Here is a 26928-nt window from a genome sequence, read left to right on the forward strand (position 1 = left end):
CCAGCTTTGTTATTTTACCCAACTCTTCCGACTATTATCAGGAAAAGATTGAAAAAATATCTATCCCATTATCCCATACCCAGCTCAATCAAACTGGCATTACCACCAATAGCTGTGGTATTAATGGTAATCACGCGTTCAGTGACATAACGTAATAAATACTCAGGAGCAAGTATTTCATGACAACCCTGCATATCTGTTACAGCAATCACTTGAGTCAAAATACCGTCAGTATTAGAGATAATGGCTGCCAGTTTGTCTACTTCTGACTGACTGCCAACCAGACCAACCGCAGCCAAGCGATCCATATGCAATAGGACTTCCGTTTGTGAGTCATTTGCGACACTGATGACATCTTCTACCACGCCAGCTTCACGTAAAGCGACCTGTATTTGCTCACACAATGTATATTCACTAGGATAGTGCAAGATAACTTCATTACCTGCCAGCAAAGCGGCTAATAACTGCCCAACCACAGGTAAAGGTGTCGCAGATTCAGTTCCAACAATCATGGTTTTACCACGTGCCGTAACGTATAGCTCATTAGACTCACCTGTTGCTCCTGTCAGCTCAGTCACCTCATCTAATGCTGGTGCTTGCGCTAAAATATGAGTAAACAAACGCAAGGCTTTTTCTGCATCACCAGTTAGTAATGCCAATGCCTCAGATGCTGACTGCAAATAGGTAGCGCGATTGCTTGCTTTTAACAATCGCCATTCCTCACAGCGCTGGGTATGTTGTGTTTTAAATGCGCTTGAGTTTGATTCAATCATTTGATTTGTCATCATACTTGTATCCTTATTATACTGCTTGATTATCTGTTTGCTCCCACTGCATTAAGCGAGCGAGATAATGAGGACCACCTGCCTTTGGACCTGTACCAGAAAGTCCACAGCCCCCAAATGGCTGCACATTCACCACCGCACCGATTTGGTTACGATTGATATAAGTATTACCCACCACAGTACGACGCTCAATGTGATGCGTAGTTGACTCAATACGGCTATGAATACCAAGTGTTAATCCATATCCTGACGCATTAATAGCATCAATCAAGCTATCAAGGTTCTGTGCCTTATAACGCAATACATGCAATATAGGACCAAAATGCTCACCACCGATTGTCTCAATGCTATTGACCTCAATCGCTGTTGGACAGACAAATGTAGCATCATCTAAAGACTCAACAGCATCTGCACTTACAGGTGTCTGTGCAATCATACGTGCGTTGCTATCTTTATCTAGATGCTCAATATGCTCAAGCAATCCAGATTGTGCTTCTTTATCAATTACAGGACCAACATCTGTACTGACATTAACAGGGTTACCAACGACCAGCTCAGCCATATTGCCTTGTAAAAGCTCAATAATGCCATCGGCAACTTCTTCTTGCACACATAAAATACGACAAGCTGAACAGCGCTGACCTGCTGAGCCAAAAGCAGACAAAACAGCATCTCGCACTACTTGCTCTGGCAATGCCGTTGAGTCAACAATCATGGCATTTTGACCGCCTGTCTCTGCGATTAATACTGGAAGCTGAGCATTACCCTCACTTTGCTCCGCACGGTGCTGATGTAGGCTTTGATTAATACGTTGAGCAGTCTGCGTTGAGCCAGTAAATATCACACCTGCAATACCCTTAGCAGCACTTAATGCACCACCAACATCTCCTGCCCCCAATACTAACTGTAACGCTTCTGCTGGTACGCCCGCCTCATACATCAGTTCAGTTGCAAAGCAGGCAATCAAGCTGGTCTGCTCAGCTGGTTTTGCCACGACCGTATTACCAGCAGCCAATGCTGCTACAACCTGTCCTGTATAAATGGCTAACGGAAAGTTCCACGGGCTAATACACACAAACGTACCACGAGGTTTGCGTTGATAGGTCACTGTCTGTCCCATCAGATCAGTCACTTGCTGAGTTTCACCCTCTAGACGCTCAGCTTCATCTGCATAAAAACGACAGAAGTCAACGGCTTCACGCACTTCATCAATGCTATCTTGCATCGTTTTCCCTGCCTCTTTATGACATAGGGCAATCAGTTGTGCATAGTTATCTTCATAGTACTCAGCAATACGACGCAAAATCTGTGCGCGCTCACTGGCACTGACCGCCTGCCATTTTTGTTCACCTTGTCGTGCCGCCTCAACGGCACAAGTTGCAAGCTCAGCATTTGCAAAATGTGCTTGTCCTGCAACAACTTTATGATTCCAAGGTGCAACCACTTCATAAATATTATCCGTGCTGATTTTTTCAGCATTAATAATAGAATATGCTGTCCATGTATTGCCCAGATAGTTATCAACAGCAGCCTTAAATGGCTTCCATTGTGACTGCACAAAAATATTGACCCCAAAGCTGGCTTTACGCTGTCCATAAATATCTAATGGCAATGGAATCAAAGGATTTTGCAATGTCTCATGCGACGTTAACTTGTCATAAGGATGCACAGTGAGTTTATCAATCGGATAAGACTTATCTAACAACTGATGCACAAATGAACTATTTGCACCATTTTCTAATAGACGACGCACTAAATATGGTAATAAATCTTTATGCGCACCCACAGGAGCATAAATGCGCACTGGAATTTCATAAGCCTGCAAGATATGATCATACAGCGCATCACCCATTCCATGTAAACGCTGGAACTCAAAGTCACGATGCTCACTCATGGTCATCACCGAAGCCAGCGTATGTGCATTATGCGTCGCAAACTGTGGCCATAATACCCCACGAATCTGCTCAGATAATAAAAAGCGAGCACAAGCAAGATATGCCACATCTGTGCCTTCTTTTCGTGTCCAGACAGGATAGCCAGACAAGCCTTTTTGTTGCGCCAGCTTCACCTCAGAGTCCCAATATGCCCCTTTAACAAGACGCACAGGAATTTTGTCACCCACTTCTTTTGCTAAGCTGGCAAGCCATGCCAATACAGCAATGGCACGCTTTGAATATGCCTGTACAACCAGCCCCAAACCTTGCCAGCCACTGGTTAATGGATCACGGTATAACGCCTCAAAAAGTTTTAATGAAATCTCAAGGCGGTCTGCCTCTTCAGCATCAATACTAATATCAACATTGACTTCACGCGCCGCTTCAATCAACAAACGGCAACGCTGGCACAGTAGCCCCAATACTTGCGCTTCTTGAGTCGCCTCATAACGTGGATGCAACGCAGACAGCTTGATAGACACCGACGGTGTTGGCATACCATCTACCACTTCAACACTGGCAGCAGACTTAATTGCATGTAGATAGTCATTAAAATACTTTTCTGCATCTTTATTAGTAATCGCCGCTTCACCTAGCATATCAAACGAATAGGTATAGCCTTTTTTACGATAAGACACACTGTTTTTCTTCGCATCTTCGATGGTCTCACCAAGCACAAACTGATGTCCCATGATTTTCATCGCACGTTGCATGGCACGACGAATCACTGGCTCACCCATCTTTTTGGTCATACGGTCTAAAAACCCAGCAGCCGTTGTATTGCTATCAATACTCACTACCCGACCGGTCATCATCAAGCCCCAAGTTGACGCATTGACCACAAAACCATTATCGTCTTTTAAATGTTTTTTCCAGTCGGCAACACTCATCTTGTCACGAATCAGGGCATCAGCTGTATGATTATCTGGCACACGAATCAACGCTTCTGCCAAACTCATCAGCAAAATACCTTCTTTTGTATCAAGGCTATACTCTAATAATAGTGAATCTACCATTTTGACCGCTTTGTCGTCATGGCGAACATGCTCAACCAAGCGCTGAGTCTGCTCAGCTATCGCTGTACGCTCTTGGTCACTTGGCTTTGCCAAAGGTAGTAACTGACTAAGCCATGAGGATTCATCGACACTGTATAAAGGAGAGACTTTTTCTATTAGTTCAGCAGGAGACTGCGTAATGTAACTAGGAGATAATAAATCTTGAGGAGAGAATAAAATTGGTTTTTCTGGGGTAAATTGTTTTATTGGGTTCATAGCAACTCCGTTGTGGAAACTCCATCACGTCATTGCACCCATATATTGACTAACTTACTTATATTACTACTAAAACCATACCTTGAAGATTGAATACTGCCAAATAATAATCAATATAATCGCAATATATAACCTCTTACCTTATTAATATCAACACATCCTATATGATATAAGGTAAGAATCATCAGTTTAAATAGATAAAAATCAGCCAACAAACAGGTATCAACAACGTGAAACCAGACCGACTATCCAGCCATCATCATAAAACAACAGCTTAACAAATCAGTCAGCGATAGAATATCGTCTCGGTAACAACCGAAATGACAATCATAAGTCCACTAGCGCCTTCTTCTTTGTTGGCTCTGATAACACAAATATACAATAGCCAGCAGTCATAAAAAAACCACACCTATCGCTAAGCTTATTGCATTCACTATCAGGTAAAGAAAAACCTCTACGGCGTTGATTGAGGTTATGGACTCATAAGCATAGAATAACACGGAATATGGTCAATCTAGTACCATTTTTTCTAATTTTATTGCAATGTATTACCAAGATATGACTATTTATTATCGTTATCTGTCTTTATATAATCACTCATCAGCTCTCTAGAATCAAAGCACTCTTAACCAATCATCACACCATTATTTAATACTTAATAAATCATCGAAAGATACTCCGATTAACTTCATATAACTACCACTCATATGCCGAACATGTCTATATAGCAATATCTGGCTTGTCTTGGGGTTTATTCTTCCGCTATCATCTAAATTAGCACATATAATCAGCCCAAGATACAAGATTCTTCGGTTTCTCAGAAAACGCATGATAGTGTCACTGTTCCTATAAAGTTCAGGTACTACAAGCGATTTTGACTTTTTAACTTTAGTGGCAGTTTTGTATTGAGCTGACTATAGCAATATACTCCTCTACCCATGTATTCATATTTATCTATAATGCACAAAGCTACTCTTGCAATATCCTAGTATAGATATACTAAAACATAGATAAGCATTTGTTTTATCTGACTCGGTTAGTATAATAGCTTAGACAAACTCTGCCTGTTGTCAACCTTATTGATAGATAATCATAATGGACATTCACACACTCTAGCAACATAATAACCCTATGATGCACCCAAAAACTATGGCACGATAGATGCATAAAATTTCAAGCAAACTTACCGCCTAATAGCTTATTTATGATACTCGTCATAGCTTCAAGGAAGAGGACACATGCCAAAAAATTTTTTATTCATGGATAAGTATCAGGTTCGTGTACATGTCCACCCACCACAAATATTTACTCAACCTGACCAACACTACGCTACATTTATTTTTTTAAATGCGTTAGGGTTGTCAATGCGCAGATATATCAAATTTTTTGATTTACTAACACAGCAAGGACATACCATCATTACCGCAGATTATCCTTGTTGTGGTGAAAACCAACCAAACGTCAGCCGGCAAGTCGACTATAACTATCAAGACCTGCTTGACGACTTTATTCCCAACTTACTTGCCTATGTTCCAAATAAAACCAATCATAGCACCTATCTAATGGGGCATGATTTAGGTGGACATTTGGCTACTTTTTATAGTGCTTTACATGATATCCCAATGATTGGTATTGCCACTGGCAACCTACACTACAAAAACTGGCAAGGTATGAAGCGACTCAATATGCTAAAAGTCATGTTTTTATTTCAAATCCTTGTCAAGATATATGGATACCTGCCTGGATATAAAGTAGGTCTGGGTGATCGTGAAACCAAGGGTTTGATAAGTAACTGGTGTCAAATGGTATTCACTGGGCGCTATGACTTCCTTAATCAAGCACCGATAAATGGTAAAGGCAAAGGACTGTATCTATGCTTGCAGGGAGATACCTATGCACCCTACCATACTAGCGAGCAACTCTCTAAACTCTGTGCAGAAGCAACTCTGACACCTATCACTCTGCCTAGTGATCTTAAAGGCAGCCCTCATAACGCATGGACACAAAACCCTGCCAGCATTGTTGATACTATTGAAGCTTACTTACAAAAACAAGCGTAGATACACAACCAAATACTGACTACTCTCATCCAATATATGTTTACATATACATACAAAAAGTTACTTTAATCAAACCAGTTTTAATTATCTTTCCAGTATAAACGCAAACTTTTGTTTATGAAAACCGCCTCTATATCATACAACCCCTTGAATTTATTAAGATTTTATTAAATGTTTTTATTTAAATAAAAGACAGTAGTTATCAGATACCCAAAAACAATATTTGTCTAATAAAATGTACTATTTCCTATTAAAACCCTATATTTTCAACATTTTTTTATAACATAAGTTTATACATATGTTTATAATATAGTGTTACCAGACTTATACTGCAACGTAACTGTATAGATTTTTTTCTTATTGCTTAATAACTGTTTGATTTTATAAATTCATACAAATTTTTTTTGACTGATTTTCTTGTTGTTAATAACAGTTCTTCTTATCAGTAAGTTAAATATTAGGCTATGATATCCGCCAAGTTACCATTGATATTGAGCCAACAGATGAAACACGCCAAGGTAAACCTCGGCTGATTGTCAATAAATCCAGACATTCATATGATGGTAAGTCACTGATTACTGGATATATCAGTGACTTAAAAGGCGCAGTTGATAGCGTTCAGGTAGGCTCAGAGCATGTGCCACTCACAGGTGGTGAGTTTGTCACCATTGTTGATACGGCAAAAATTCAACAAAAACGACACCAAAAAGTAGATACCAGCAAACCAACCGAAGTGCCAGTGAGCATCTCTCTACAGACCTCTAAAGGGCTGGAAATCCTAAAAACAGCTGTCACTGTAGAAGGAGAAATGCAGGCAGACCAGCTGGTCAACATTGAAGCCCCCGGTGAGACTCGCTATGCCAAAGATGATAATCAGCCAGAGACACTGACACTCAATGGTGCTAGTATCGACCTAACCGCCTCTGCTAAAAAAGACCGTGATATTTCAGTGACTGCCCTACGTCGAGTGGATATGCCTGCGCTTGATAACGGGATGGTTAACCTAACAGTTGGTGCGAGTAGCTATCGTTTTTTACCCCATGGCACTCAGTTTTCTGAAGCGCAAACAGTACAAATCCAGTACAATCCACAAGCTATCCCAGAGGGATTTAGCCCACATGATATCCAAACTTACTACTTTAATGAAAATGAAAATCGCTGGGTTGCATTAGATAAAATAGAGGTCGATGAGGCAAGTCATACGATTGTATCAACGACAGATCATTTTACCGATATGATCAATGCTGTTGCAAAAGCACCTGATATGCCCGAGACTTCTGCCATGACCCCAACCACTTTTAGTGGTATGTCAGCCGCAGATCCAAGTAGTCAAGTTAATTTAATGCCCGCACCAACGGCTAACTCTCAAGGTAGTGCTAATATCAGCTACCCACTACAGTTGCCTGCTGGGCGACATAATATGACTCCAAGCCTTGCACTAAATTACAATAGCATGGATAAAAACGGCATGCTAGGAATGGGTTGGCATTTATCACTACCCTCTGTGGGGATTGATACGCGCTGGGGTGTGCCTCGTTATGATACAGCTCTAGAGACTGAAACCTATACTTTTGCAGGTCAGCAGCTTGCACCTAAGGTGTAACCAGTGATCATGTCACTGCTCGTATTATTGCCACTAACCGCCAAGGGCACGTGCGTGTACTATATAACCAAGACCTTGGCTTAGCTGCCAGCAACCATGAGATAACACTATCTAGCGATGTACAAGTCGGTGAGACTTTGAAGTTTGAGCTCACTTCTGATAGCCGTATAGACTGGACACAAGTGGTATGGAAACCCATTGTCACTTATCAACATACAGATAACAACACCATCAACCAAGCACTCAATGACGCAGAAAGTCGTGAAGCTTTCCGCTTTCATGCTGTGCCTAGTATGAGTTTATATCAACACGTCGTGACCCCTAGTCAAGTACAGCCTTTGGCGACATCTGGTCACGTCACCATTACCCCTCATATTCAGATTGCTGGCAATGTCTCTGGGACACTGACCCTTTCACTAAAAGCTGGCTCAAACCAAATAGGACAAGTCGCTACTCTACTCAGTAAACAAACTGTCAGTGTGACTCATGGTGCATTATCACAGCCTATCTCAGCACTCACTGCAACTGTGCCAACAGGACAGCTACTATACGTTGAAGCAAGCGCAGACAACCTAGCATTAGGGCAGGCTCTTGCCAATAGTCGCTTTACATTAAGTCGCCTTGGCATCAGTGAACAAAGCTTACCTCTGAGCATATTTGCTGGTGATGATGGCTGGATACTTGGAGCAGGTTATCGAGGCTGGGGACAGTTTGTCTATAACGGAAATGCACCATGGGGCAGTCAACCTATCGACCCTAGTGTGATAGGTATAACGACTAATCAAGCACAGGATATCGGCCAGATTGATGGTGGTAGTGAAGCAGGTATTGATGCTGCCAATGAGCACTATAACCCCGCTCATGAACGCTATATTACTATGCTACCCGATGGAGAGCGTCAAGCATTTGTTGGTCTTGACCCTGATAATATGGTCAATGCCTTTAGTGTTCGTAGTACTCGCTTTGGGCAAAAATCTGCCAGTGATGCCAGCCCCATTCCCAGTGCTGGAGCAGCAGCCGTTGTCAAAGTTACCAAATCAAAAACGACAACATATCGTCTCAGTGGTGGTAGTGGTGTCGGTGCAGGTCTGACTCGTAGCAAATCTAGCAGTCATACAGTTAGTGACTTTGTAGATATGAATGGGGATGGTTATCCCGATGTCATCGGTGAAAGTAGTATTCAATTTACCGATATGCTAGGACGACTCAGTGAGCAGATGCTCACAGGCATCAATAGTCACACAAAAGATCAAAGTCGCTCTGAGAGCATCAATGTGAGTGGTGGCTATATACTACATGAACAACAGCCTATCACTGTTGATGGGCGTGTATTTGTCATCACGACACCACAAGTTCATAGTAGTGCTGGTGTCAATGGTTCATCTGGTGATGGAACCACTCAAAGCGTCTGGGCAACCGTAGACATCAATGGTGATGGATTGGCAGATCGCGTCTATCAAGATGGGCAAGTTGAGCTTAATCTAGGCTATCGTTTTGCTCCAAAAGAAAACTGGGCATACCCGAGTGCTAGACAACAAAATAACGAAACCCAGAGCCTTGGTGGCAATATCAATCTTGGTGCTTATAGTCTGGCTGCAGGTATCAGCCTTTCAGATACAGAAAATACAGATCAACAAGGGCTATATGATGTCAATGGCGATGGGCTACCCGATGTTGTCAGTAGTGGTAACCCTCTCATGGTACGGCTCAATACAGGTAATGGCTTTGCCGATGCCATTGCATGGGGTAGTATCAACAAAAAAAATGCCTCTCACTCCCTCTCTGAAAGTGCAGATGTGGCACTGGCAGCATGTATTTTAGTACCACCACCGGTGAACATCAAAACGTGTATTAATGGTGGTAAAAATTGGACAAAAGGACTTACTCGACCTACAGGCGCACTACAAGACATCAACGGTGATGGCTATCCTGATATTACTGAATCTAACAGTAGCCATGAGCTAACCATACGTCCAAGCCAAGTCGGACGTAGTAATCTTTTGGCAGAAATTCATCGTCCGATGGGTAGTCAAATCAAGCTTGACTATCATCGTGAAGGTAATACTTATGCCATGCCCCCTAGTCGCTGGGTACTTGACCGAATAGAGACCATTGATCGTGTTGCCAAAAATGGTGGGTATCGTAGCCTCAATACCATTGACTATCAAGATGGCTACTATGACCGCCGCGAGCGAGAATTCTTTGGCTTTGCCACACTTAACATCCATCAACACGATACACTCAATCACGATGCAGTCTATCGCACACAGAGCCAAGCCTTTAACAACACGCATTATTACTTCAAAGCTCTACCTGTGCGTACGACACTTAGTGACGCCAAAGGTAAACTATGGACACAAACAGACAATGACTATCAGCTGCAGCAAGTATGGCATGAGCCAAATCCAAATAATAGCAGTCAGTTTATTAGCGATAAAGATGCCGCCTTCCCTGCTTTAGTACGTCAAGAAACACGATACTACGAAGGCAGTACACAAGCACAAAAAAACCATGTGCAAACATATCAATATGACCACTATGGCAACATCACTAAATATCAAGACTTAGGCGATAACTTGGGTGAAGCAGGCAGTAATGCACTACAAGCTGACATCAGCTACCATGACCCCAGTCAATTTAACACCTACATAGCCGGTGTACCCAGCCACATTGTCGTTACAGATATCGACCGTGGTCAGAGCTTACGAGAGCGTAGCACCCAAGTCAATGCTCAAGGTGATATTACACAAATTACTGCACAGACAGGCGCAGGAAACCCTGCTATTACTAACATCCGCTATAATGACTATGGAAATGTAGCCGCCTTAATCTCACCAAAGAATGAGCGTGGCGAACGACTAATCCACGGCTATGGTTATGATGACAATACACACAGCTATGTCACCAGTATCGCCGATAGCTATGGCTATAGCTCAACCAGCCAGTATGACTATAAATGGGGGGCTATTACCCAAAATACAGACATCAACGGTAACACTACGACCTATACTTATGACAGCGTCGGACGCACAGCAACCGTCACTGGACCTAACGAACTACATGACAATGCCCCCTACACCATCGCCATGACTTATGCACCAATGGCGGATGTACCATGGGCAAAAACCCAGCACTATGATGCCGCAGGCAAAGTCTCTGGCAGTGATGGCACCCTAGACACCTATACCTTTAGCGACTCACTAGGGCGAGTCATCCAAACCAAAAAAGATGGCAGTCTCTACACAGGTAAAAACCAAGCCGACACCCCCGTCATGATCATCTCAGGCTATCAATACTTTGATGGACTTGGACGAGTAGACAAAACTTACTACCCAACCACAGAGGGCAAAGGTAATGGCAATAATGTCTATAACCCACAACAAGACAGCATTGCGCCTACCACACAACAATATGATGTATTAGACAGAGTCACTACCAGCACCTTGCCGGATGGTGCCAGTACCAGCATGAATTATGGCTTTGGCACAGATGGCAATGGTGCTACTCAGTTTGTCACCCAAATGACAGATGCCAATGGCATCCAAACCCAAAGCTATAGCGACATTGACGGACGCACCACCACTGTCACTGATGCTAAAGGTAACCAAACCCGCTACAACTATGACGCCCTAGGACAAATCCGCCTCGTCGTTGATGCTGCTGGCAACCAAACCAGCAGTGACTACGACATGATGGGACGTCGCACCAGCATCGACAACCCAGACACCGGACTGACCAACTATGGCTATGACCCAGCGGGCAACCTCATCTATGAGCAAACCGCTGAGCTTGCGCCAGAAGGACTATTTATCCGCTACGTCTATGACCATAATCGTCTTATCCGTATCACTGACCCCTATAACTCAGGTAAAGAGCGACGCTACCACTATGGCAAACCCGGAGCCGCCTATAACCGAGCAGGACGCCTCGTACTCGTCGAAGACAGTGCAGGTAGCAGCGAATACTTCTATGACTTTATGGGTAATATCAGCCGAGAGATACGCACCCTAGTCGATACGAATTCACAAGTACGCACCTACACCCAAGACACTAACACTGATACATGGGGGCGTGTCCTCTCCATCACCTACCCAGATGGAGAAATCGTCAGCTACCACTACAACGCAGGTGGCAAACTTAACAACATGGTCGGCTACAAAAAAGGACATAACTACGACTACATCAAACAGCTTGGCTACGATAAATTTGAACAGCGAGTATTCCAGTGGCACGGTAACAACACCACCAGCTACTATGACTACGACACCCGTAGAAGACTATCACGGCTTAAAGTCAACGCCTATGACGTCTACTTTGGCACCAAACGTACCCGTAATCTCATGGATAACCACTATGACTATGACAACACCAATAACATCCTAGCAATACAAAACCAAGCTCCCCTGCCCTCTCGATTCTCACAGCTAGGTGGCAGTGTAAAACAAACCTTTGATTACAATGATTTGTATCAGTTAACTGGGGCTTATGCTGAGTTTGAATCTAAAAATCGTAAAGACCGCTATATGGTTAATATGCAGTATGATGAGATTCATAATATTACTCGTAAAGAGCAAAGCCACCAAACTACTGGAAAAATCATCAATAATTGGCGCAATGTGAATGCGACTACTTATAGTCATTTATATGATTATAGTGATAAGCAACCACATGCTGTCAGTAGTATCACAAGCGACAACGAAGCAACGCAACAATATATCTATGATGCTAATGGACGCCATAGCGACACCGTACGTGAAGGCAAATGGGGCGTACAAACCCCAACTCGCAAACTACACTGGGATGCTTATGGTAATCTAACTAAGATTAGTCAGGGGTTGGTCAGTCAGCATTATTATTATGATGCTAAGGGTAATCGTAGTATCAAAAATAATAAGCTTTATCCGTTTGCTTCAACTGTCATCAGTGGTACTGGCTTTAGTAAACACTACTTTGCTGATGGTCAACGGATTGCTAGTAAGATTGGTAATGCTTTAGAAACACCAATGTTTGGTAGTCAGCCACAGCAACAAGAGCCTGCTGGTATCAGTGCCCTACCCGATATTAATATGGATCAGGCTCAAGTTAACAGCCATTATGATAAGTTAGTCAAAGAGCGCAGTCATGGTATTCTAAGCTACCGCCCTAACAAAATTAAAATAGATTTAGGCGATCATAGCAATGCCGAAGACCCAAGAGGCATCGACTATGAAGGACAACAATACTTCTATCATAAAGACCATATCGGTAGCTCAAGTTATCTGACCGATGACAATGGTGAGGTACATGAGTTCTTTGCATATTTCCCAAGTGGTGAGACGTGGATAGAGCAATCAGGGGCATTTGGCACTGATTATAAGTTTACTGGTAAGGAGCTGGATAAAGAGACTGGCTTATACTACTTTGGGGCTAGATACTATGACCCAAGAACGCAAGTTTGGCAGAGTCCTGATCCTATTTTAGGCAGTTATTTGGATGGTCAGGGTAGCCAAGGTGGAGTATTTAATCCTGTTAATCTCAATCTGTATGGTTATGTAGGTAATAATCCGGTTAATTTGGTTGATCCGGATGGGAAATGTGCAACTAACAATGGCCAGATAAATTGTTTAAATACAACCCTGCAAAACCAAAGATCTATTACTGAAGGAATGACTAGTTCATACGAAAATGGCGATTATATAGGTGTTGCTACAGGTTTTGCTTTAGGCACTGCTAATACAGCCAATATTGTAATGGCGTTTGTATTTGATGGAGTCATATCTGCACCTTATAATGCTGGTAACAGAATTGGAACAGGTGTTTATGAAAGAGATGCGAGTAAGTATTATGACGGCTTGGCTGATCTTGGTATACAGCTCTCATTTGCTAAACTGAGTTCGCCATCTTCTAATACTACAAGATCGGCTGGTAGTATTAGGAATGTTAATCCTACTAACGGTACACAAAACTGCGTAAATTGTGCTCTTGCAACTGATAGTACCTTAGCCGGTCGTCCCGCTTCAGCTATGCCAGGTAGTAGCACCCCTATAAGAGAATTAGAGAAATATTATGGCAGACATTTCAGCTCAGCTATGGCAAAGTCTAGAATTATTGATAGGATGACAAGAGCAGGAAATGGTTCAAGAGCAATTATATATGGATATAGGGGTAATAATACATCGGGTCATGTTTTCAATGCTGTGAATCAAAATGGAACAATAAGATTCTTAGATGGGCAGACAGGTAAAGAAGCGGTTTTTGAAGGGCAAGGTTATGTTAGTCTACATATGATGTACACAAATTAGACTATAGCTAACACACAATCAAAATGGTACAGTTATAGCTTCAAATGACTTGATTCATTTGAACTGTACTAATTATATTTGGATTTGGCTATAGATGTTAATTGATAGTTGTATTAGGGCTTTATTCAAGGAGTTTATATATGTTGAGTAAAAATGAAGCATGGGATATCGCAAGAAACCATCTATTGGAAATTGAAAAAGAAATAAAAATTGACTTAGAATTTAGTTCAGATAGTCCAATGAAAGTTAATTATGGTTACATATTCTCATATAATTCAGCCGAATTTTTTAAGACTAATGATTTTCGAGAAGCTTTAGCAGGAAATGCACCTTTTCTAGTTGATATTTTTGATAATAAAATTGTGACGTTTGGCACTGCAGATACTATTGACAATTATTTAAAAGAATACGAAAAGTGCAAGCAAGCGTAGTCTGCGCATTTTACCTAGCCAACATATCAAACAGAACTTACCCCTCAAACCCAACCCGCCTTAAATCAGCCAACCAATGTTGCTGATTATCAGGGTTGATGAGTTCCTGCTTAATACGTCGCTCAAACTTTGTTCTATTGTTGACTGTGTTAGCATATTAACTGCATTAATAGCACCTAAGACTTATATGCCCATTACACTACCCTAACCCAAGAGCGAAGTAATGGCATCCTTGAGTAACGTCCCAGAAAGCTGATAGTCACCCTACCTGACTTGAGCAATGCCGAAGACCCAAGAGGCATTGATTATGAAGGGCAACAATACTTCTATCATCTGAGCGAGGAAAAAGTGAGTGTGTGGGAGACAGTCGCCCCGACGCAAGACGAGAGCTGTGCTCGAGTAATCATATCGGTAGTTCAAGCTATTTGACTAATGCAAATGGTGAGGTACATGAGTTCTTTGCTTATTTCCCAAGTGTGAGCGAGGAAAAGCAACCGTTTGGGGAACGGTTGCCCGAAGCGCAAGGCACAGGGCTATGCCCGAGCAACATGGGTAGACCAATCAGGGGCATTTGGTACTGATTATAAGTTTACTGGTAAGGAGCTGGATAAAGAGACTGGTTTATACTACTTCGGCGCTAGATACTACGATCCAAGAACGCAGGTGTGGCAGAGTCCTGATCCTATTTTGAGTGACTATTTAGGTGGTATTAATGCTGACCCAAGTAAGCTACCGGGAATGGGAGGGGTTTATAATCCACCTAATTTGAATTTATACGCTTATAGTCATAATAATCCTGTTAATTTGGTTGATCCGGATGGATTATGTATTGCTTGTGTGGACTTAGGTGATTCGATAGCAGAAATTCGCAATAATACCAACTCTGATCCTTTTAAGGGTGAAAATCAAATTTTCTTTATTGAGGCAGGGGTGGGTTTAAATGTTGATATAAACGTGATCAATGACATAAAATTGAGTGCATCCCAAAAAGGTTTTAATCTTTCTAAAATTAATATTGGAGGTGATATAGCAAAAGGTTTAGAATCTGCCGGAGAAATTGAAGGAGTTGCTAGTATTATGATTGCATATTATTTTAAAGAAGGGAGAATACATTCTAGTGCAATATATGGAAATAGTGAAATTGGATATGGAGCAGATGTTGATGCCTCAATGAATACTAGTAATTTAAATATATCAGGTTATGTAGATTTCAGGTATGGTTCAGATGCAAATTTAGAGCTTGATGATATGAAAGGACAGTCTTTACAAAAAAACCTATCAATCAATTATGGACTATATAATGGTCAGGGTTCAAAAATCACTCCTATAGGAGCAGATTTTAGTTTATATTCTTTAGGTGTTGGTATCAATTCAAGCCAGTCAATAGGTGTTAGTGCTAGCCAAACTTATGCCTATACTATTCAATTAACTGATACCACATTTTATGGGCAATAGAAATAACTATATGGAGGATTTTTTGTCTAACTTAAATAAAAACAAAGGACTTGACTTTATTTTAAAACCAATAATGATATTATCATTAATTTTAATAATTATATTAATTTATCTTAAACAATACCTTCTTTTAACCAACAGATTGATAACAATTGGTTGCCTTAGTTTATTTGTTTTGTATTTTTATAAAACCCACTCAAAATTAAAAACAAACTTATTTACTCATGAGGGTGATTTTATAAAAAAAAATATAATATTGAATAAGTGGAAATCAGTTATAACAAGCACTCTTTTTTTAATATTAATTATCTTGTATCTTACCATACCTACAATGATTAATAACATAATACTTAATAAGTACGAAAGAGTGAGAGTGCTTAACTGGTCGTCTAATAGTAATTATAAACTAGGTAAAGAAGAAGAGTTTATAATAAATTTGAAAAAAAATAGATATAAAATAGCTTTTTTGTGTCAGGAGGTTTTAGATTCTGCTGGCTATAATAGTGCAACGTTTGAACTAACTTCAAGTTCAGGGGATGTTATATCCTCACAGTTAGTTCATCCTAAAAATCCAGATAGGTATTTTTTGAGACAGGATTTAAAAAAATATGGTATTTCATTTGACGAAAGGTTTGATAGACTACATGATTTTAACAATCGAAAAAAATATATTTGGATTTTTGGGCCTTTTACAATAAAAGAGGATGGAGAATATCTTCTCAACTATCACTCCAAAGAAATGATTGAGAAAACAAACAAAATAAAAGAAAAAGAATATTGCAAAATATCTGGACTCTTGTTGATAAGCAACATCCCAGATAACCAGTGGTATATTTATTATAAAAATACGGTTTTATTCTCAATATTCATTGTTATAATTAATGGATTTTATATTTTCTATAACATTCTTCAGATAGTTAAAATTTATAGGGAAGTGTTTGGGAATAATATATATAATTAATATAGGAAAATTAATCTGGAAATTATTTCTTATATAAATAAAGAAGTACTATACCTGTAATTTACAGAAAACAAATTTATTATTACCAGATGGAGAAATCGTCAGCTACCACTACAACGCAGGTGGCAAACTTAACAACATGGTCGGCTACAAAAAAGGACATAACTACGACTACATCAAACAGCTCGGCTACGACAAATTTGAACAGCGAGTATTCCAGTGGCACGGTAACAACACCACCAGCTACTATGACTACCAACATCCTAGCAATACAAAACCAAGCACCACTGCCCACACGCCTAAACCAACTGGGCGGCAGAGTTAGCCAAACCTTTGACTACGATGAGATATACCAACTTATCGGAGCATCAGGAGACTATGAGGCCAAAAACCGTAAAGACCGCTACATGGTTAATATGCAGTATGATGATATCCATAACATGAGCGAGGATAAGCGAGTGTGTGGGGCACACTCGCCCGAAGCGCAAGACGGAAAGCTATGCTTGAGTAAAGCAAAGAGCAAAGCCACCAAACTACTGGAAAAATCATCAATAATTGGCGCAATGTGAATGCGACCACTTATAGTCATTTATATGATTATAGTGATAAGCAACCACATGCCGTTAGCAGCATCACAAGCGATAACGAAGCAACTCAGCAATACATTTATGACGCCAACGGACGCCATAGCGACACCGTACGTGAAGGCAAATGGGGCGTACAAACTCCAACTCGCAAACTACACTGGGATGCTTATGGTAATCTAACTAAGATTAGTCAGGGGTTGGTCAGTCAGCATTATTATTATGATGCTAAGGGTAATCGTAGTATCAAAAATAATAAGCTTTATCCTGAGGAGCGTTAAGAAAAGGTCTGGGAGACCTTTTTAGCGACGCAAGACGAAGGGCTATGCCCGTAGTGGGACTCAACTGTCATCAGTGGTACTGGCTTTAGTAAACATTACTTTGCTGATGGTCAACGGATTGCTAGTAAGATTGGTAATGCTTTAGAAACACCAATGTTTGGTAGTCAGCCTGAGCGAGGATAAGCAAAGGTCTGGGAGACCTTTTTAGCGACGCAAGACGAAGGGCTATGCCCGTAGTGGGACTCAACTGTCATCAGTGGTACTGGCTTTAGTAAACATTACTTTGCTGATGGTCAACGGATTGCTAGTAAGATTGGTAATGCTTTAGAAACACCAATGTTTGGTAGTCAGCCTGAGCGAGGATAAGCAAAGGTCTGGGAGACCTTTGCCCGAAGCGCAAGACGAGAGCTATGCTCGAGTGCAAAACAAGAGCCTGCTGGTATCAGTGCCCTACCCGATATTGATATGGATCAGGCTCAAGTTAACAACCATTATGATAAGTTAGTCAAAGAGCGCAGTCATGGTATTTTAAGCTACCAACCTAACAAAATTAAAATAGACTTAGGTGATCATAGCGATACCGAAGACCCAAGAGGCATTGATTATGAAGGACAACAATACTTCTATCATCTGAGCGAGGAAGAAGTGAGTGTGTGGGGCACACTCACCCGAGCACAAGGGGAGAGCTATGCTCGAGTAATCATATCGGTAGTTCAAGCTATTTGACTAATGCAAATGGTGAGGTACATGAGTTCTTTGCTTATTTCCCAAGTGTGAGCGAGGAAAAGCAACCGTTTGGGGAACGGTTGCCCGAAGCGCAAGGCACAGGGCTATGCTCGAGCAACATGGGTAGACCAATCAGGGGCATTTGGTACTGATTATAAGTTTACTGGTAAGGAGCTGGATAAAGAGACTGGTTTATACTACTTCGGCGCTAGATACTATGACCCAAGAACGCAAGTTTGGCAGAGTCCTGATCCTATTTTAGGCAGTTATTTGGATGGCGAGCGGGGTATGGGAGGAGTTTATAATCCGCCTAATCTGAACCTGTATGCATATACGCATAATAATCCGGTTAATTTGGTTGATCCGGATGGAGAAGATGTATTTGAAAGTAGTAGGGTAGATTTAGGTGATGGATTGAAAAGAATGTCACTAAATAATACTGAACTAGCTAAAATGGCTCTTGCTGCTGGTAACAGTTCATTGTCCTCATGGTATATAACTAAAGCTGCAGCACAAAATGCATTAACTTTTGGAACAGATACTGCTAATACCCCTTTTGAAAGCTATAATATGGCAGCGGGACTAAGGGATGGTAATTATGAGCAAGCACGTAATAGTGGTATTTCATTATTAATGCTAGGTTTAGGTGCTAAAGCTTCCCCACCTAGAGCTAGGGCTGTCAGTATTTCTGGTGCTTCAATTTACTCTGGAACTGCTGGGAATCTTGCTAGAGCTTTTGCTAATAATCTTAGAAACTCTAGTTTTAGAGGTAAAGGTAAATCACAACCTAGGGCTGCTAGTGTAGCAGTGGACTTAACAACTGGACAAAGCTACTATGGTATTAGTGGTTGGTCTGTAAGGTCACAAAATATTCATCCTTTATTACGAAGTAGAATGCCTAATAAAAGTTTAACTGGATGCCCGAATGTCGATAACTGTGCTGAATTTAATGCAGTAAATAATGCACTGAATAATGGTTCGATTATAAGCAATCTAGAGGTACATACTGTGATTGTTAAAACTGATGAGCCTTTTCCAAGATGTGCTAATTGTCGAGTAACTACAGATGGGGGGAGGGCAACTAGTGATTAAGTAACTATATATAGCTAATGATATCTAAAGAAATCGTTAGCAGTACAATTTCTATATCTTTGCTTATTTAGTGCGTATTTTGTTTTAAGTCATTCATATAATTTTTTTATAAAGTATATATTTCTGCATACATATTTTTATTATTTGTTATACATGAGAATTATTAATGTTGAGTAAAGTTACAGAAGAAATTCTAACTAAGATGGGTTGGTTTCCATCTAGAGAGATCAAAATTGATAAAATCAGAGCTACTCTTAATCAAGAAAAATTTATATTGAATGATAAAGCAGAGTTGTTTCTGAAAGAGTTTGGAGGTTTATCATTCGAATCTAAAGATGAAAAATATTGTTACGTATCCTTCGACATTGATTATATTGCAAAAACAGTATACTCAGGCTGGGCAAATGATGTTTATGCTTTAACTATTGGTGAGCAGATGTGCCTTGTAGGTGCTTATGATAATTATCTTTTAGAAGTGATGATTTCTGAGAGTGGAAGAATGTATGGAGCTTATGATGGCTACTTAACTAAGTTGGGTGAAACTGCTTACGAAGGATTGAATGCCATATTTGAAAAAAAGGATACACCAAATATTGATTTAATTCTAGAGTGATAGCCTTTATTGTGGATATACAATATCGATATTGATTAAATTTTGGTGGTGTTTCAAAAAGTATGCTGAAGGGATGAAGGAGTGGTGACAGCCGAAGCAGATGTTATATTTGAGGTTATGAAGACACAAATAGAACTAAACTGCCCCGACTGTCACAGTACAAGTCTAAAGAAAAATGGTAAAAAAAGCTATGGTAAGCAAAACTACCAGTGTAAAGACTGTAAACGACAATTCATTGGAGACCATGCTTTAAGCTACCAAGGCTGTCATTCAACTGTTGAAAGTAGAATACGGCTCATGCTAGTCAGAGGCTGTGGAATTAGAGATATTGCTGAAACAACTTCGGTTAGCATTGGTAAAGTACTCAGCACTATACAAGGCTGGGCTTATCAGCTAGAACCCAAACATCAATATTACCAAAGACTAGAAGTTGATGAGTTTTGGACCTATGTTGGTAAGAAGAAACGTAAAGTCTGGCTTATCTATGCCTATGACCGTCATACAGGTGAAATAGTTGCTTATGTGTGGGGTAAACGTGACCTAAAGACTGCGAAGAAGTTAAGAGAACGTCTTAAACGGCTTAAAGTTAGTTATGAGTCTATTGCTATGGATAACTGGGATAGTTTTATTACTGCATTCAAGGCTGATAATAAAAGAATTGGTAAGCAGCATACCGTAGGTATCGAAGGTAATAACTGTCGAATAAGACAAAGATTACGACGAGCTTTCAGAAAAACTTGTGGCTTCTCTAAAAAGCTCGATAATCATTTTAAAACTTTTGATATGCTGTTCTTTTATATTAACGATGGTCATGTTCATCAGCATACTTTTTGAAACACCACCAAATAGGTAAATCTCTTGAGACCCCAATGTTTGGTAATCAGCCCAAACAACAAGAGCCTGCTGGTATCAGTGCCCTACCAGACATTGACACAGAGCAAGCACAAATTAACAACCACTACAATGCCTTAGCCAAAGAGCGCAGTCATGGTATTTTAAGCTACCAACCTAACAAAATTAAAATAGACTTAGGTGATCATAGCAATGCCGAAGACCCAAGAGGCATTGATTATGAAGGGCAACAATACTTCTATCATCTGAGCGAGGAAGAAGTGAGTGTGTGGGGCACACTCACCCGAGCGCAAGGGGAGAGCTATGCTCGAGTAATCATATTGGTAGCTCAAGCTATCTCACCGATGATAATGGAGAAGCACATGAGTTCTTTGCTTATTTCCCAAGTGTGAGCGAGGAAAAGCAACCGTTTGGGAAACGGTTGCCCGAAGCGCAAGGCACAGGGCTATGCTCGAGCAACATGGGTAGACCAATCAGGGGCATTTGGTACTGATTATAAGTTTACTGGTAAGGAGCTGGATAAAGAGACTGGCTTATACTACTTCGATGCACGTTACTATGACCCAAGAACGCAGGTTTGGCAGAGTCCTGATCCTATTTTGAGTGATTATTTAGGTGGTATTAAGACTAACCCAAGTAAGCTACCGGGAATGGGAGGGGTTTATAATCCACCTAATTTGAATTTATACGCTTATAGTCATAATAATCCTGTTAATGTGGTTGATTTGGATGGGAAAGAGTCAACATATTATGACTCTAGTATAGAAAGAGCTGAAAGAGCTGCTGGTTTATCGTATGCTTCCCTAAGCAATACACCAAGAAATAATAACAACGGTATGTCAAATAAGCAGTGTGTATTGAATGGAGGGGGCTGTAACTTCATAGTATCTCAAGGTGCTGGTTATCGAGGATTAGAACCTTGGTATGAGATTGCTTCATTCTCACCAGTACTTGATTATAATAGTACTATTGAGCAAGCTGCCAGTGTCTATAAATTAGACCCTGATCTTATTCGAGCAATTATGTACATGGAAACTACACATGGGTATTATGATAAAGTTACAGGTTTAATACGTCCGAACAAATCCATTCTACCTATGAATATTAATGTAAGCTATTGGGGAGATTCTTTCGGTAGTCGAGAATATTTAGAAAACCCACATCACAATATTTTTGCAGGGACAAAAATGCTAGCCTCAATTAAAGCTAATATCCCTGATGGAAACATAGCTCAAATTGCTACTCTATATAATAATGTTAATGCTACACAAGTTAGTGAATATGGTGCTAGAGTAGCCAGAATTTACTCCAATAGAGTTTGGGAGAAGGAAGATGAATAGAAATATTATATTAGGCTTGGTATCAATGAGTTTTATTATATCTCTAACTTTTCTATATATAGGTATTAAAAATAATAATCAAGGAGAGTTTTACAACTTTGAGACAGGAAATATAGATTTTGGCTATATATTATTTTTTATATCTTCTAGTTTTATTGTTTCTTTTATAGTTTTTTTATTTATTTATTTACTACTTAAATATATATATAGTATAGTGAAATTTAGAAAATGAAACTTATTAGAATGCTCTTAAAAATACAGTCTCAGGAATGACAAAGTGAGTATCTGAGACACTACCCTTATTTCAATACAAACAATCTCCTCATTTAAGCCCAACCCGCCTTAAATCGGCCATCGTTGTTGATTTCCGGTTGACCAATTCCTGCCTAATACGCTACTCAAAAGTAGCATCCATCTTGTGCTAGCTTTATATAGTCAGCTACCACTACAACGCAGGTGGCAAACTTAACAACATGGTCGGCTACAAAAAAGGACATAACTACGACTACATCAAACAGCTTGGCTACGATAAATTTGAACAGCGAGTATTCCAGTGGCATGGTAACAACACCACCTGAGCGGGGAATTAGCAAAGTACTGCTTTGCCCGAGCAACATGGGTAGACCAATCAGGGGCATTTGGTACTGATTATAAGTTTACTGGTAAGGAGCTGGATAAAGAGACTGGCTTATACTACTTCAGTGCTAGATATTATGTGAGGAGGGGTAAAGCGAGTGTCTGGGAGACAGTCGCCCCGACGCAAGACAAGAGCTATGCTCGAGTGAAAGAACGCAGGTGTGGCAGAGTCCTGATCCTATTTTGAGTGATTATTTAGGTGGTATTAATGCTGACCCAAGTAAGCTACCGGGAATGGGAGGGGTTTATGCTCCAGTAAATCTGAATTTGTATAGCTATACTGGTAACAATCCTGTTAATTTGGTTGATCCAGACGGAAACTCTAGAAGACCGCCAAATCGAATTGGCAATTCTCCCTCATCGAACTCTATAGTGCACAGTGCTCGAGTTCAAGGAATACAAAATAGGATAAGAAGATATGATCCAAACTATACCTATTCAAATGTTTCACCGATAAATGGACCTAGATATACTCATCGTGATGTGACATTTATAGAAAGAGATTTAAAGAGATACCAAAGGGAAATAGGCAATAGAATAAGCTATAATTTGAACCCTGGAGGGTTAAATACCATTAACTATTACCGAAACTCTTTAAATATTGGACGGACTAAAAATATCGCCTATGCTAATGTAAGAATCGGTGGAGCTAGAGGTACCTATGTAGCAGCCAGCGGAGAACATCAACATCCTGGTACTATACCAAACCCAGTAAATAGGAGGTTCGGAACCTTTCCTACAAACCCAAATAGTAAAAATACAAGGCGCTTTGATTCAGAAGTGAAACTATTAGAACATATTTCGTCTAGAATTAATCGTAATAGTTCTGGGAGTATATATTCAGAACGAACACCATGCCAATCGTGTGTAAATGTAGTTAGGCAATTCAGTGAAAGGCATCCCAATGTTCAATTAAAGATAGAATATGGTGTTCCGCCAAGAAATTAACTATAGTCCATCCTAACTAAAAATAGTTAAGGTAGACTATTTTTTAAGTATAAGCTTTTAAAGCTCAAGCTTTAAAGTTATTTATTATTCTTTATAGGAAATTAATTTAATTAATAAGGTCGATCGTATGTTTATAGAGATTCTTGCTCAATATCCAAGATGTTTTGATACACGCAATATATCAGGATGTAATGAAAAACAAATTAATGATCTTCAAAAAAAGTTTAATGTCGAATTTCCAGAAGATTATAAAAATTTTCTTAGAGAAATGGGAACAAATCCTGGAAATTTTATGGCTGGTACGGACTTGACTTATTATGAGCTTGATGATATTCAAGAAGGATTAATAGATATTTTTAAATATAATAAAATTGATATAGATGAGAAAAACGTTTTTTGTGTTATGTTACATCAAGGTTATGTAGCTGATTTCTTTTTCAAATCAGGAAATGGGACGACAATGTTTTATATTACCGAAGGTGAAGATAATTATTTTAAGACCGCCGATAACTTTATGAAACTATTTCTTGGAAAGGTGCAATTTGAGTTAGATATGCGGAAGCAGTATAATAACTTCAAAAGTAAATAGAATAAACCTGTTATAAAAGTCCTTTTTTATTTATTTTTATAAGCAATATGTGAAAGTTTGTAGAATACCTATGCAAGTATAAGTATTCTAATATAGTTAACGTATTTAATAACAATTAAACGTGGGTATAGCATTTCACCCAAACCCCACCCTTGCCAAATCCCCAGCCCACTTACTTTGCGTAGCTGGGCTGTTTAATTCTTGCCTAATACGTTGCTCAAAAGCGGCGGCGTTTTCGCCTGCTTTAGCGTATTTACTACCAAAAGCGGCATCTTGTGCCAATTTTTCACTACTTTGCTGACGGACAACGCATCGCTAGTAAAATAGGTAAATCTCTTGAGACCCCAATGTTTGGTAATCAGTCCAAACAACAAGAGCCTGCTGGTATCAGTGCCTTACCAGACATTGACACAGAGCAAGCACAAATTAACAACCACTACAATGCCTTAGTCAAAGAGCGCAGTCATGGTATTTTAAGCTACCGACCTAACAAAATTAAAATAGACTTAGGTGATCATAGCAATGCCGAAGACCCAAGAGGCATTGATTATGAAGGACAACAATACTTCTATCATCTGAGCGAGGAAGAAGTGAGTGTGTGGGGCACACTCACCCGAGCGCAAGGGGAGAGCTATGCTCGAGTAATCATATCGGTAGTTCAAGCTATTTGACTAATGCAAATGGTGAGGTACATGAGTTCTTTGCTTATTTCCCAAGTGTGAGCGAGGAAAAGCAACCGTTTGGGGAACGGTTGCCCGAAGCGCAAGGCACAGGGCTATGCTCGAGCAACATGGGTAGACCAATCAGGGGCATTTGGCACTGATTATAAGTTTACTGGTAAGGAGACAGGCTTATACTACTTCGGTGCTAGATATTATGTGAGGAGGGGTAAAGCGAGTGTCTGGGAGACAGTCGCCCCGACGCAAGACGAGAGCTATGCTCAAGTGAAAGAACACAGGTTTGGCAGAGTCCTGATCCTATCCTAGGCAGTTATTTGGATGGAGAGGGTAGCCAAGGCGGAGTATTCAATCCGGTTAATCTCAATCTGTATGGTTATGTAGGTAATAATCCGGTTAATTTGGTTGATCCGGATGGGAAATGTACAGCTTCCACTGAATCTGGAGTTGATTGTGTCTCTGATCAGTTAGCAAACCAAAGAATGATTGCCGAGCAGACAAGCTCAGATTGGGAGCAAGGTAATTATCCAATGGCGACAGTAGGTGTTGCTCTATATGTAGGAATTCGAGTTAGGTTATAATGATAACTTTTCTTATTATCTATTTGGCTTATCAGGTTGTTTTATTATTGGGATATAACTATGGTTTTTAGCGAAAATTATTTAAAACAGTGGTTTTTAGATAATATAATATCATTATTTGGCAAAACTATGGAAATAGATTATGTTGATGGATATGATGATAACTTTGGCAATTTAATAGGATTTCAATTTAATAGTGATGAATTTGGTGGCTATATTTATTTCTGGAGTAATGGACTCTCAAGTTACCACTTAGTGAATTATTTTGTAGGAAGTGAAGTCATTCCGGAGAAAATAGTTAATATATCAAATACTGAAAGTATATTTGAAATAGCAAGTGATTTTAAAAAAGTAAGTATGAAATAATTATTCAGATAACTATCGTTCGAGTATTGATTATACCGTTACAAATGTTTTTCCTTCTATACCCAATGGAAATACTTCAAGGATTCTACACTATTACAAATATCCCATAGCAATATGTATACTGCCATTGGTATATCGACAATTACTAATATTCATAATATTGATGAGAAAGCAAGCGTAGGCTGGGTATTCTGCTCAGCTATTTAACAACTACCTCACTTACTTGTATTGCTAACGACACATCTATCTTTAGTTTCCTTTCCATCTCTAAAGAGTAATTGGACAGGCAAACCCCTGCTTTACATGTGCCATGAAAGGTAATCGCAGTCATGGTATTCTAAGCTACCAACCTAACAAAATTAAAATAGATTTAGGCGATCATAGCAATGCCGAAGACCCAAGAGGCATCGACTATGAAGGGCAACAATACTTCTATCATCTGAGCGAGGAAGAAGTGAGTGTGTGGGGCACACTCACCCGAGCGCAAGACAAGAGCTATGCTCGAGTAATCATATCGGTAGCTCAAGCTATCTGACCGATGACAATGGTGAGGTACATGAGTTCTTTGCTTATTTCCCAAGTGTGAGCGAGGAAAAGCAACCGTTTGGGGAACGGTTGCCCGAAGCGCAAAGCACAGGGCTATGCCCGAGCAACATGGGTAGACCAATCAGGGGCATTTGGTACTGATTATAAGTTTACTGGTAAGGAGCTGGATAAAGAGACTGGCTTATACTACTTCAGTGCTAGATATTATGTGAGGAGGGATAAAGCGAGTGTCTGGGAGACAGTCGCCCCGACGCAAGACGAGAGCTATGCTCGAGTGAAAGAACGCAGGTTTGGCAGAGTCCTGATCCTATCCTAG

At 40.1% G+C, this 26928-nt stretch carries 24 protein-coding genes; 21 read left to right on the forward strand and 3 right to left on the reverse strand.

Translation table 11 applies throughout. The features are described 5' to 3' along the window. Positions 1 to 68 precede the first annotated feature (68 nt). Together FHK88_RS04220 and putA are read right to left on the reverse strand one after the other, a co-directional pair. A complete protein-coding gene (locus FHK88_RS04220; RefSeq protein WP_227429518.1) occupies positions 69 to 788 on the reverse strand; it encodes a 1-pyrroline-5-carboxylate dehydrogenase in 720 nt (239 codons plus the stop codon). Between the two features lie 13 nt (positions 789 to 801). Next, positions 802 to 3990 carry a bifunctional proline dehydrogenase/L-glutamate gamma-semialdehyde dehydrogenase PutA gene (gene putA, locus FHK88_RS04225; protein WP_227429519.1) on the reverse strand — a complete coding sequence of 1063 codons (3189 nt, stop codon included), beginning with the start codon at positions 3988 to 3990 and terminating at the stop codon, positions 802 to 804. Positions 3991 to 5228: 1238 nt separating this feature from the next. Between putA and FHK88_RS04230 the strand changes: the two genes are divergently transcribed. From FHK88_RS04230 to FHK88_RS04305, 16 genes are all read left to right on the forward strand, one after another. Then, complete coding sequence (locus FHK88_RS04230; protein WP_227429520.1) at positions 5229 to 6050, forward strand: alpha/beta fold hydrolase; 822 nt, start codon at positions 5229 to 5231, stop codon at positions 6048 to 6050. Between the two features lie 637 nt (positions 6051 to 6687). Then, positions 6688 to 7653 (forward strand): SpvB/TcaC N-terminal domain-containing protein, encoded by a 966-nt coding sequence (locus tag FHK88_RS14340; RefSeq protein WP_227429521.1) that lies wholly within the window; start codon positions 6688 to 6690, stop codon positions 7651 to 7653. A gap of 50 nt (positions 7654 to 7703) precedes the next feature. Then, positions 7704 to 13934 carry an RHS repeat-associated core domain-containing protein gene (locus FHK88_RS04240; protein ID WP_227429522.1) on the forward strand — a complete coding sequence of 2077 codons (6231 nt, stop codon included), beginning with the start codon at positions 7704 to 7706 and terminating at the stop codon, positions 13932 to 13934. A gap of 140 nt (positions 13935 to 14074) precedes the next feature. Beyond that, entirely contained in the window at positions 14075 to 14365 is a 291-nt protein-coding gene (locus FHK88_RS04245) for a YrhB domain-containing protein (RefSeq protein WP_227429523.1), read from the forward strand. 498 nt (positions 14366 to 14863) lie between these two features. Continuing rightward, positions 14864 to 15820 carry an RHS repeat-associated core domain-containing protein gene (locus FHK88_RS04250; RefSeq protein WP_227429524.1) on the forward strand — a complete coding sequence of 319 codons (957 nt, stop codon included), beginning with the start codon at positions 14864 to 14866 and terminating at the stop codon, positions 15818 to 15820. A gap of 22 nt (positions 15821 to 15842) precedes the next feature. Further along, positions 15843 to 16781: a hypothetical protein gene (locus FHK88_RS04255; protein ID WP_227429525.1), complete on the forward strand. Its 939-nt coding sequence runs from the start codon at positions 15843 to 15845 to the stop codon at positions 16779 to 16781. An 89-nt stretch (positions 16782 to 16870) separates the two neighbouring features. After that, positions 16871 to 17350, forward strand: a complete 480-nt coding sequence (locus FHK88_RS04260) for a hypothetical protein (RefSeq protein WP_227429526.1) — start codon at positions 16871 to 16873, stop codon at positions 17348 to 17350. Further along, positions 17347 to 17646, forward strand: a complete 300-nt coding sequence (locus tag FHK88_RS04265; RefSeq protein ID WP_227429527.1) for a hypothetical protein — start codon at positions 17347 to 17349, stop codon at positions 17644 to 17646. The genes FHK88_RS04260 and FHK88_RS04265 overlap by 4 nt, the downstream gene beginning before the upstream one ends. A gap of 465 nt (positions 17647 to 18111) precedes the next feature. After that, positions 18112 to 18372, forward strand: a complete 261-nt coding sequence (locus FHK88_RS04270; protein WP_227429528.1) for a hypothetical protein — start codon at positions 18112 to 18114, stop codon at positions 18370 to 18372. A gap of 69 nt (positions 18373 to 18441) precedes the next feature. Beyond that, on the forward strand, positions 18442 to 19464 hold the full coding sequence (locus tag FHK88_RS04275; RefSeq protein ID WP_227429529.1) for an RHS repeat-associated core domain-containing protein: 1023 nt from the start codon (positions 18442 to 18444) through the stop codon (positions 19462 to 19464). Between the two features lie 166 nt (positions 19465 to 19630). Then, positions 19631 to 20077, forward strand: coding sequence for an SUKH-3 domain-containing protein (locus tag FHK88_RS04280; protein ID WP_227429530.1), 447 nt, complete (start codon positions 19631 to 19633; stop codon positions 20075 to 20077). A 117-nt stretch (positions 20078 to 20194) separates the two neighbouring features. Then, positions 20195 to 20911: an IS1 family transposase gene (locus tag FHK88_RS04285; RefSeq protein ID WP_227429678.1), complete on the forward strand. Its 717-nt coding sequence runs from the start codon at positions 20195 to 20197 to the stop codon at positions 20909 to 20911. Then, positions 20908 to 21321, forward strand: a complete 414-nt coding sequence (locus FHK88_RS04290; RefSeq protein ID WP_227429531.1) for a hypothetical protein — start codon at positions 20908 to 20910, stop codon at positions 21319 to 21321. The genes FHK88_RS04285 and FHK88_RS04290 overlap by 4 nt, the downstream gene beginning before the upstream one ends. Before the next feature lie 18 nt (positions 21322 to 21339). Further along, entirely contained in the window at positions 21340 to 22269 is a 930-nt protein-coding gene (locus FHK88_RS04295) for an RHS repeat-associated core domain-containing protein (protein WP_227429532.1), read from the forward strand. Positions 22270 to 23064: 795 nt separating this feature from the next. Continuing rightward, positions 23065 to 23853, forward strand: coding sequence for a deaminase domain-containing protein (locus FHK88_RS04300; protein WP_227429533.1), 789 nt, complete (start codon positions 23065 to 23067; stop codon positions 23851 to 23853). Between the two features lie 127 nt (positions 23854 to 23980). Further along, positions 23981 to 24442, forward strand: coding sequence for an SMI1/KNR4 family protein (locus FHK88_RS04305; RefSeq protein ID WP_227429534.1), 462 nt, complete (start codon positions 23981 to 23983; stop codon positions 24440 to 24442). A gap of 135 nt (positions 24443 to 24577) precedes the next feature. On the opposite strand, the gene FHK88_RS04310 is transcribed toward FHK88_RS04305, so the two are convergent. Further along, positions 24578 to 24724 (reverse strand): hypothetical protein, encoded by a 147-nt coding sequence (locus tag FHK88_RS04310; protein ID WP_227429535.1) that lies wholly within the window; start codon positions 24722 to 24724, stop codon positions 24578 to 24580. On the opposite strand from FHK88_RS04310, the gene FHK88_RS04315 reads away from it, so the two are divergent. The 5 genes from FHK88_RS04315 (at position 24718) to FHK88_RS04335 (ending at position 26928) form a co-directional block, all read left to right on the forward strand. Continuing rightward, positions 24718 to 25113: a hypothetical protein gene (locus FHK88_RS04315; protein ID WP_227429536.1), complete on the forward strand. Its 396-nt coding sequence runs from the start codon at positions 24718 to 24720 to the stop codon at positions 25111 to 25113. The two genes, FHK88_RS04310 and FHK88_RS04315, sit on opposite strands and share 7 nt — an antisense overlap. 323 nt (positions 25114 to 25436) lie before the next feature. After that, complete coding sequence (locus tag FHK88_RS04320) at positions 25437 to 25700, forward strand: hypothetical protein (RefSeq protein WP_227429537.1); 264 nt, start codon at positions 25437 to 25439, stop codon at positions 25698 to 25700. 60 nt (positions 25701 to 25760) lie between these two features. After that, positions 25761 to 26066 (forward strand): hypothetical protein, encoded by a 306-nt coding sequence (locus FHK88_RS04325; RefSeq protein WP_227429538.1) that lies wholly within the window; start codon positions 25761 to 25763, stop codon positions 26064 to 26066. Between the two features lie 310 nt (positions 26067 to 26376). Further along, the gene (locus FHK88_RS04330; RefSeq protein ID WP_227429539.1) at positions 26377 to 26601 is read left to right on the forward strand and encodes a hypothetical protein; all 225 of its coding nucleotides are present in this window, start codon (positions 26377 to 26379) and stop codon (positions 26599 to 26601) included. Positions 26602 to 26670: 69 nt separating this feature from the next. Then, entirely contained in the window at positions 26671 to 26928 is a 258-nt protein-coding gene (locus FHK88_RS04335) for a hypothetical protein (RefSeq protein ID WP_227429540.1), read from the forward strand.

The organism is Psychrobacter sp. I-STPA6b, from assembly GCF_020662265.1.
Lineage (GTDB): Bacteria > Pseudomonadota > Gammaproteobacteria > Pseudomonadales > Moraxellaceae > Psychrobacter.

Excerpts from the sequence above, each read along its gene's own strand:
- FHK88_RS04220 (WP_227429518.1), bottom strand. The coding sequence starts at position 788 with ATGATGACAAATCAAATGATTGAATCAAACTCAAGCGCATTTAAAACA.
- FHK88_RS04230 (WP_227429520.1), top strand. The coding sequence starts at position 5,229 with ATGCCAAAAAATTTTTTATTCATGGATAAGTATCAGGTTCGTGTACAT.
- FHK88_RS04270 (WP_227429528.1), top strand. The coding sequence starts at position 18,112 with ATGGATCAGGCTCAAGTTAACAACCATTATGATAAGTTAGTCAAAGAG.
- FHK88_RS04280 (WP_227429530.1), top strand. The coding sequence starts at position 19,631 with ATGTTGAGTAAAGTTACAGAAGAAATTCTAACTAAGATGGGTTGGTTT.
- FHK88_RS04305 (WP_227429534.1), top strand. The coding sequence starts at position 23,981 with ATGTTTATAGAGATTCTTGCTCAATATCCAAGATGTTTTGATACACGC.
- FHK88_RS04325 (WP_227429538.1), top strand. The coding sequence starts at position 25,761 with ATGGTTTTTAGCGAAAATTATTTAAAACAGTGGTTTTTAGATAATATA.
- FHK88_RS04245 (WP_227429523.1), top strand. The coding sequence starts at position 14,075 with ATGTTGAGTAAAAATGAAGCATGGGATATCGCAAGAAACCATCTATTG.
- FHK88_RS04260 (WP_227429526.1), top strand. The coding sequence starts at position 16,871 with ATGGAGAAATCGTCAGCTACCACTACAACGCAGGTGGCAAACTTAACA.
- putA (WP_227429519.1), bottom strand. The coding sequence starts at position 3,990 with ATGAACCCAATAAAACAATTTACCCCAGAAAAACCAATTTTATTCTCT.
- FHK88_RS04330 (WP_227429539.1), top strand. The coding sequence starts at position 26,377 with ATGAAAGGTAATCGCAGTCATGGTATTCTAAGCTACCAACCTAACAAA.
- FHK88_RS04285 (WP_227429678.1), top strand. The coding sequence starts at position 20,195 with ATGAAGACACAAATAGAACTAAACTGCCCCGACTGTCACAGTACAAGT.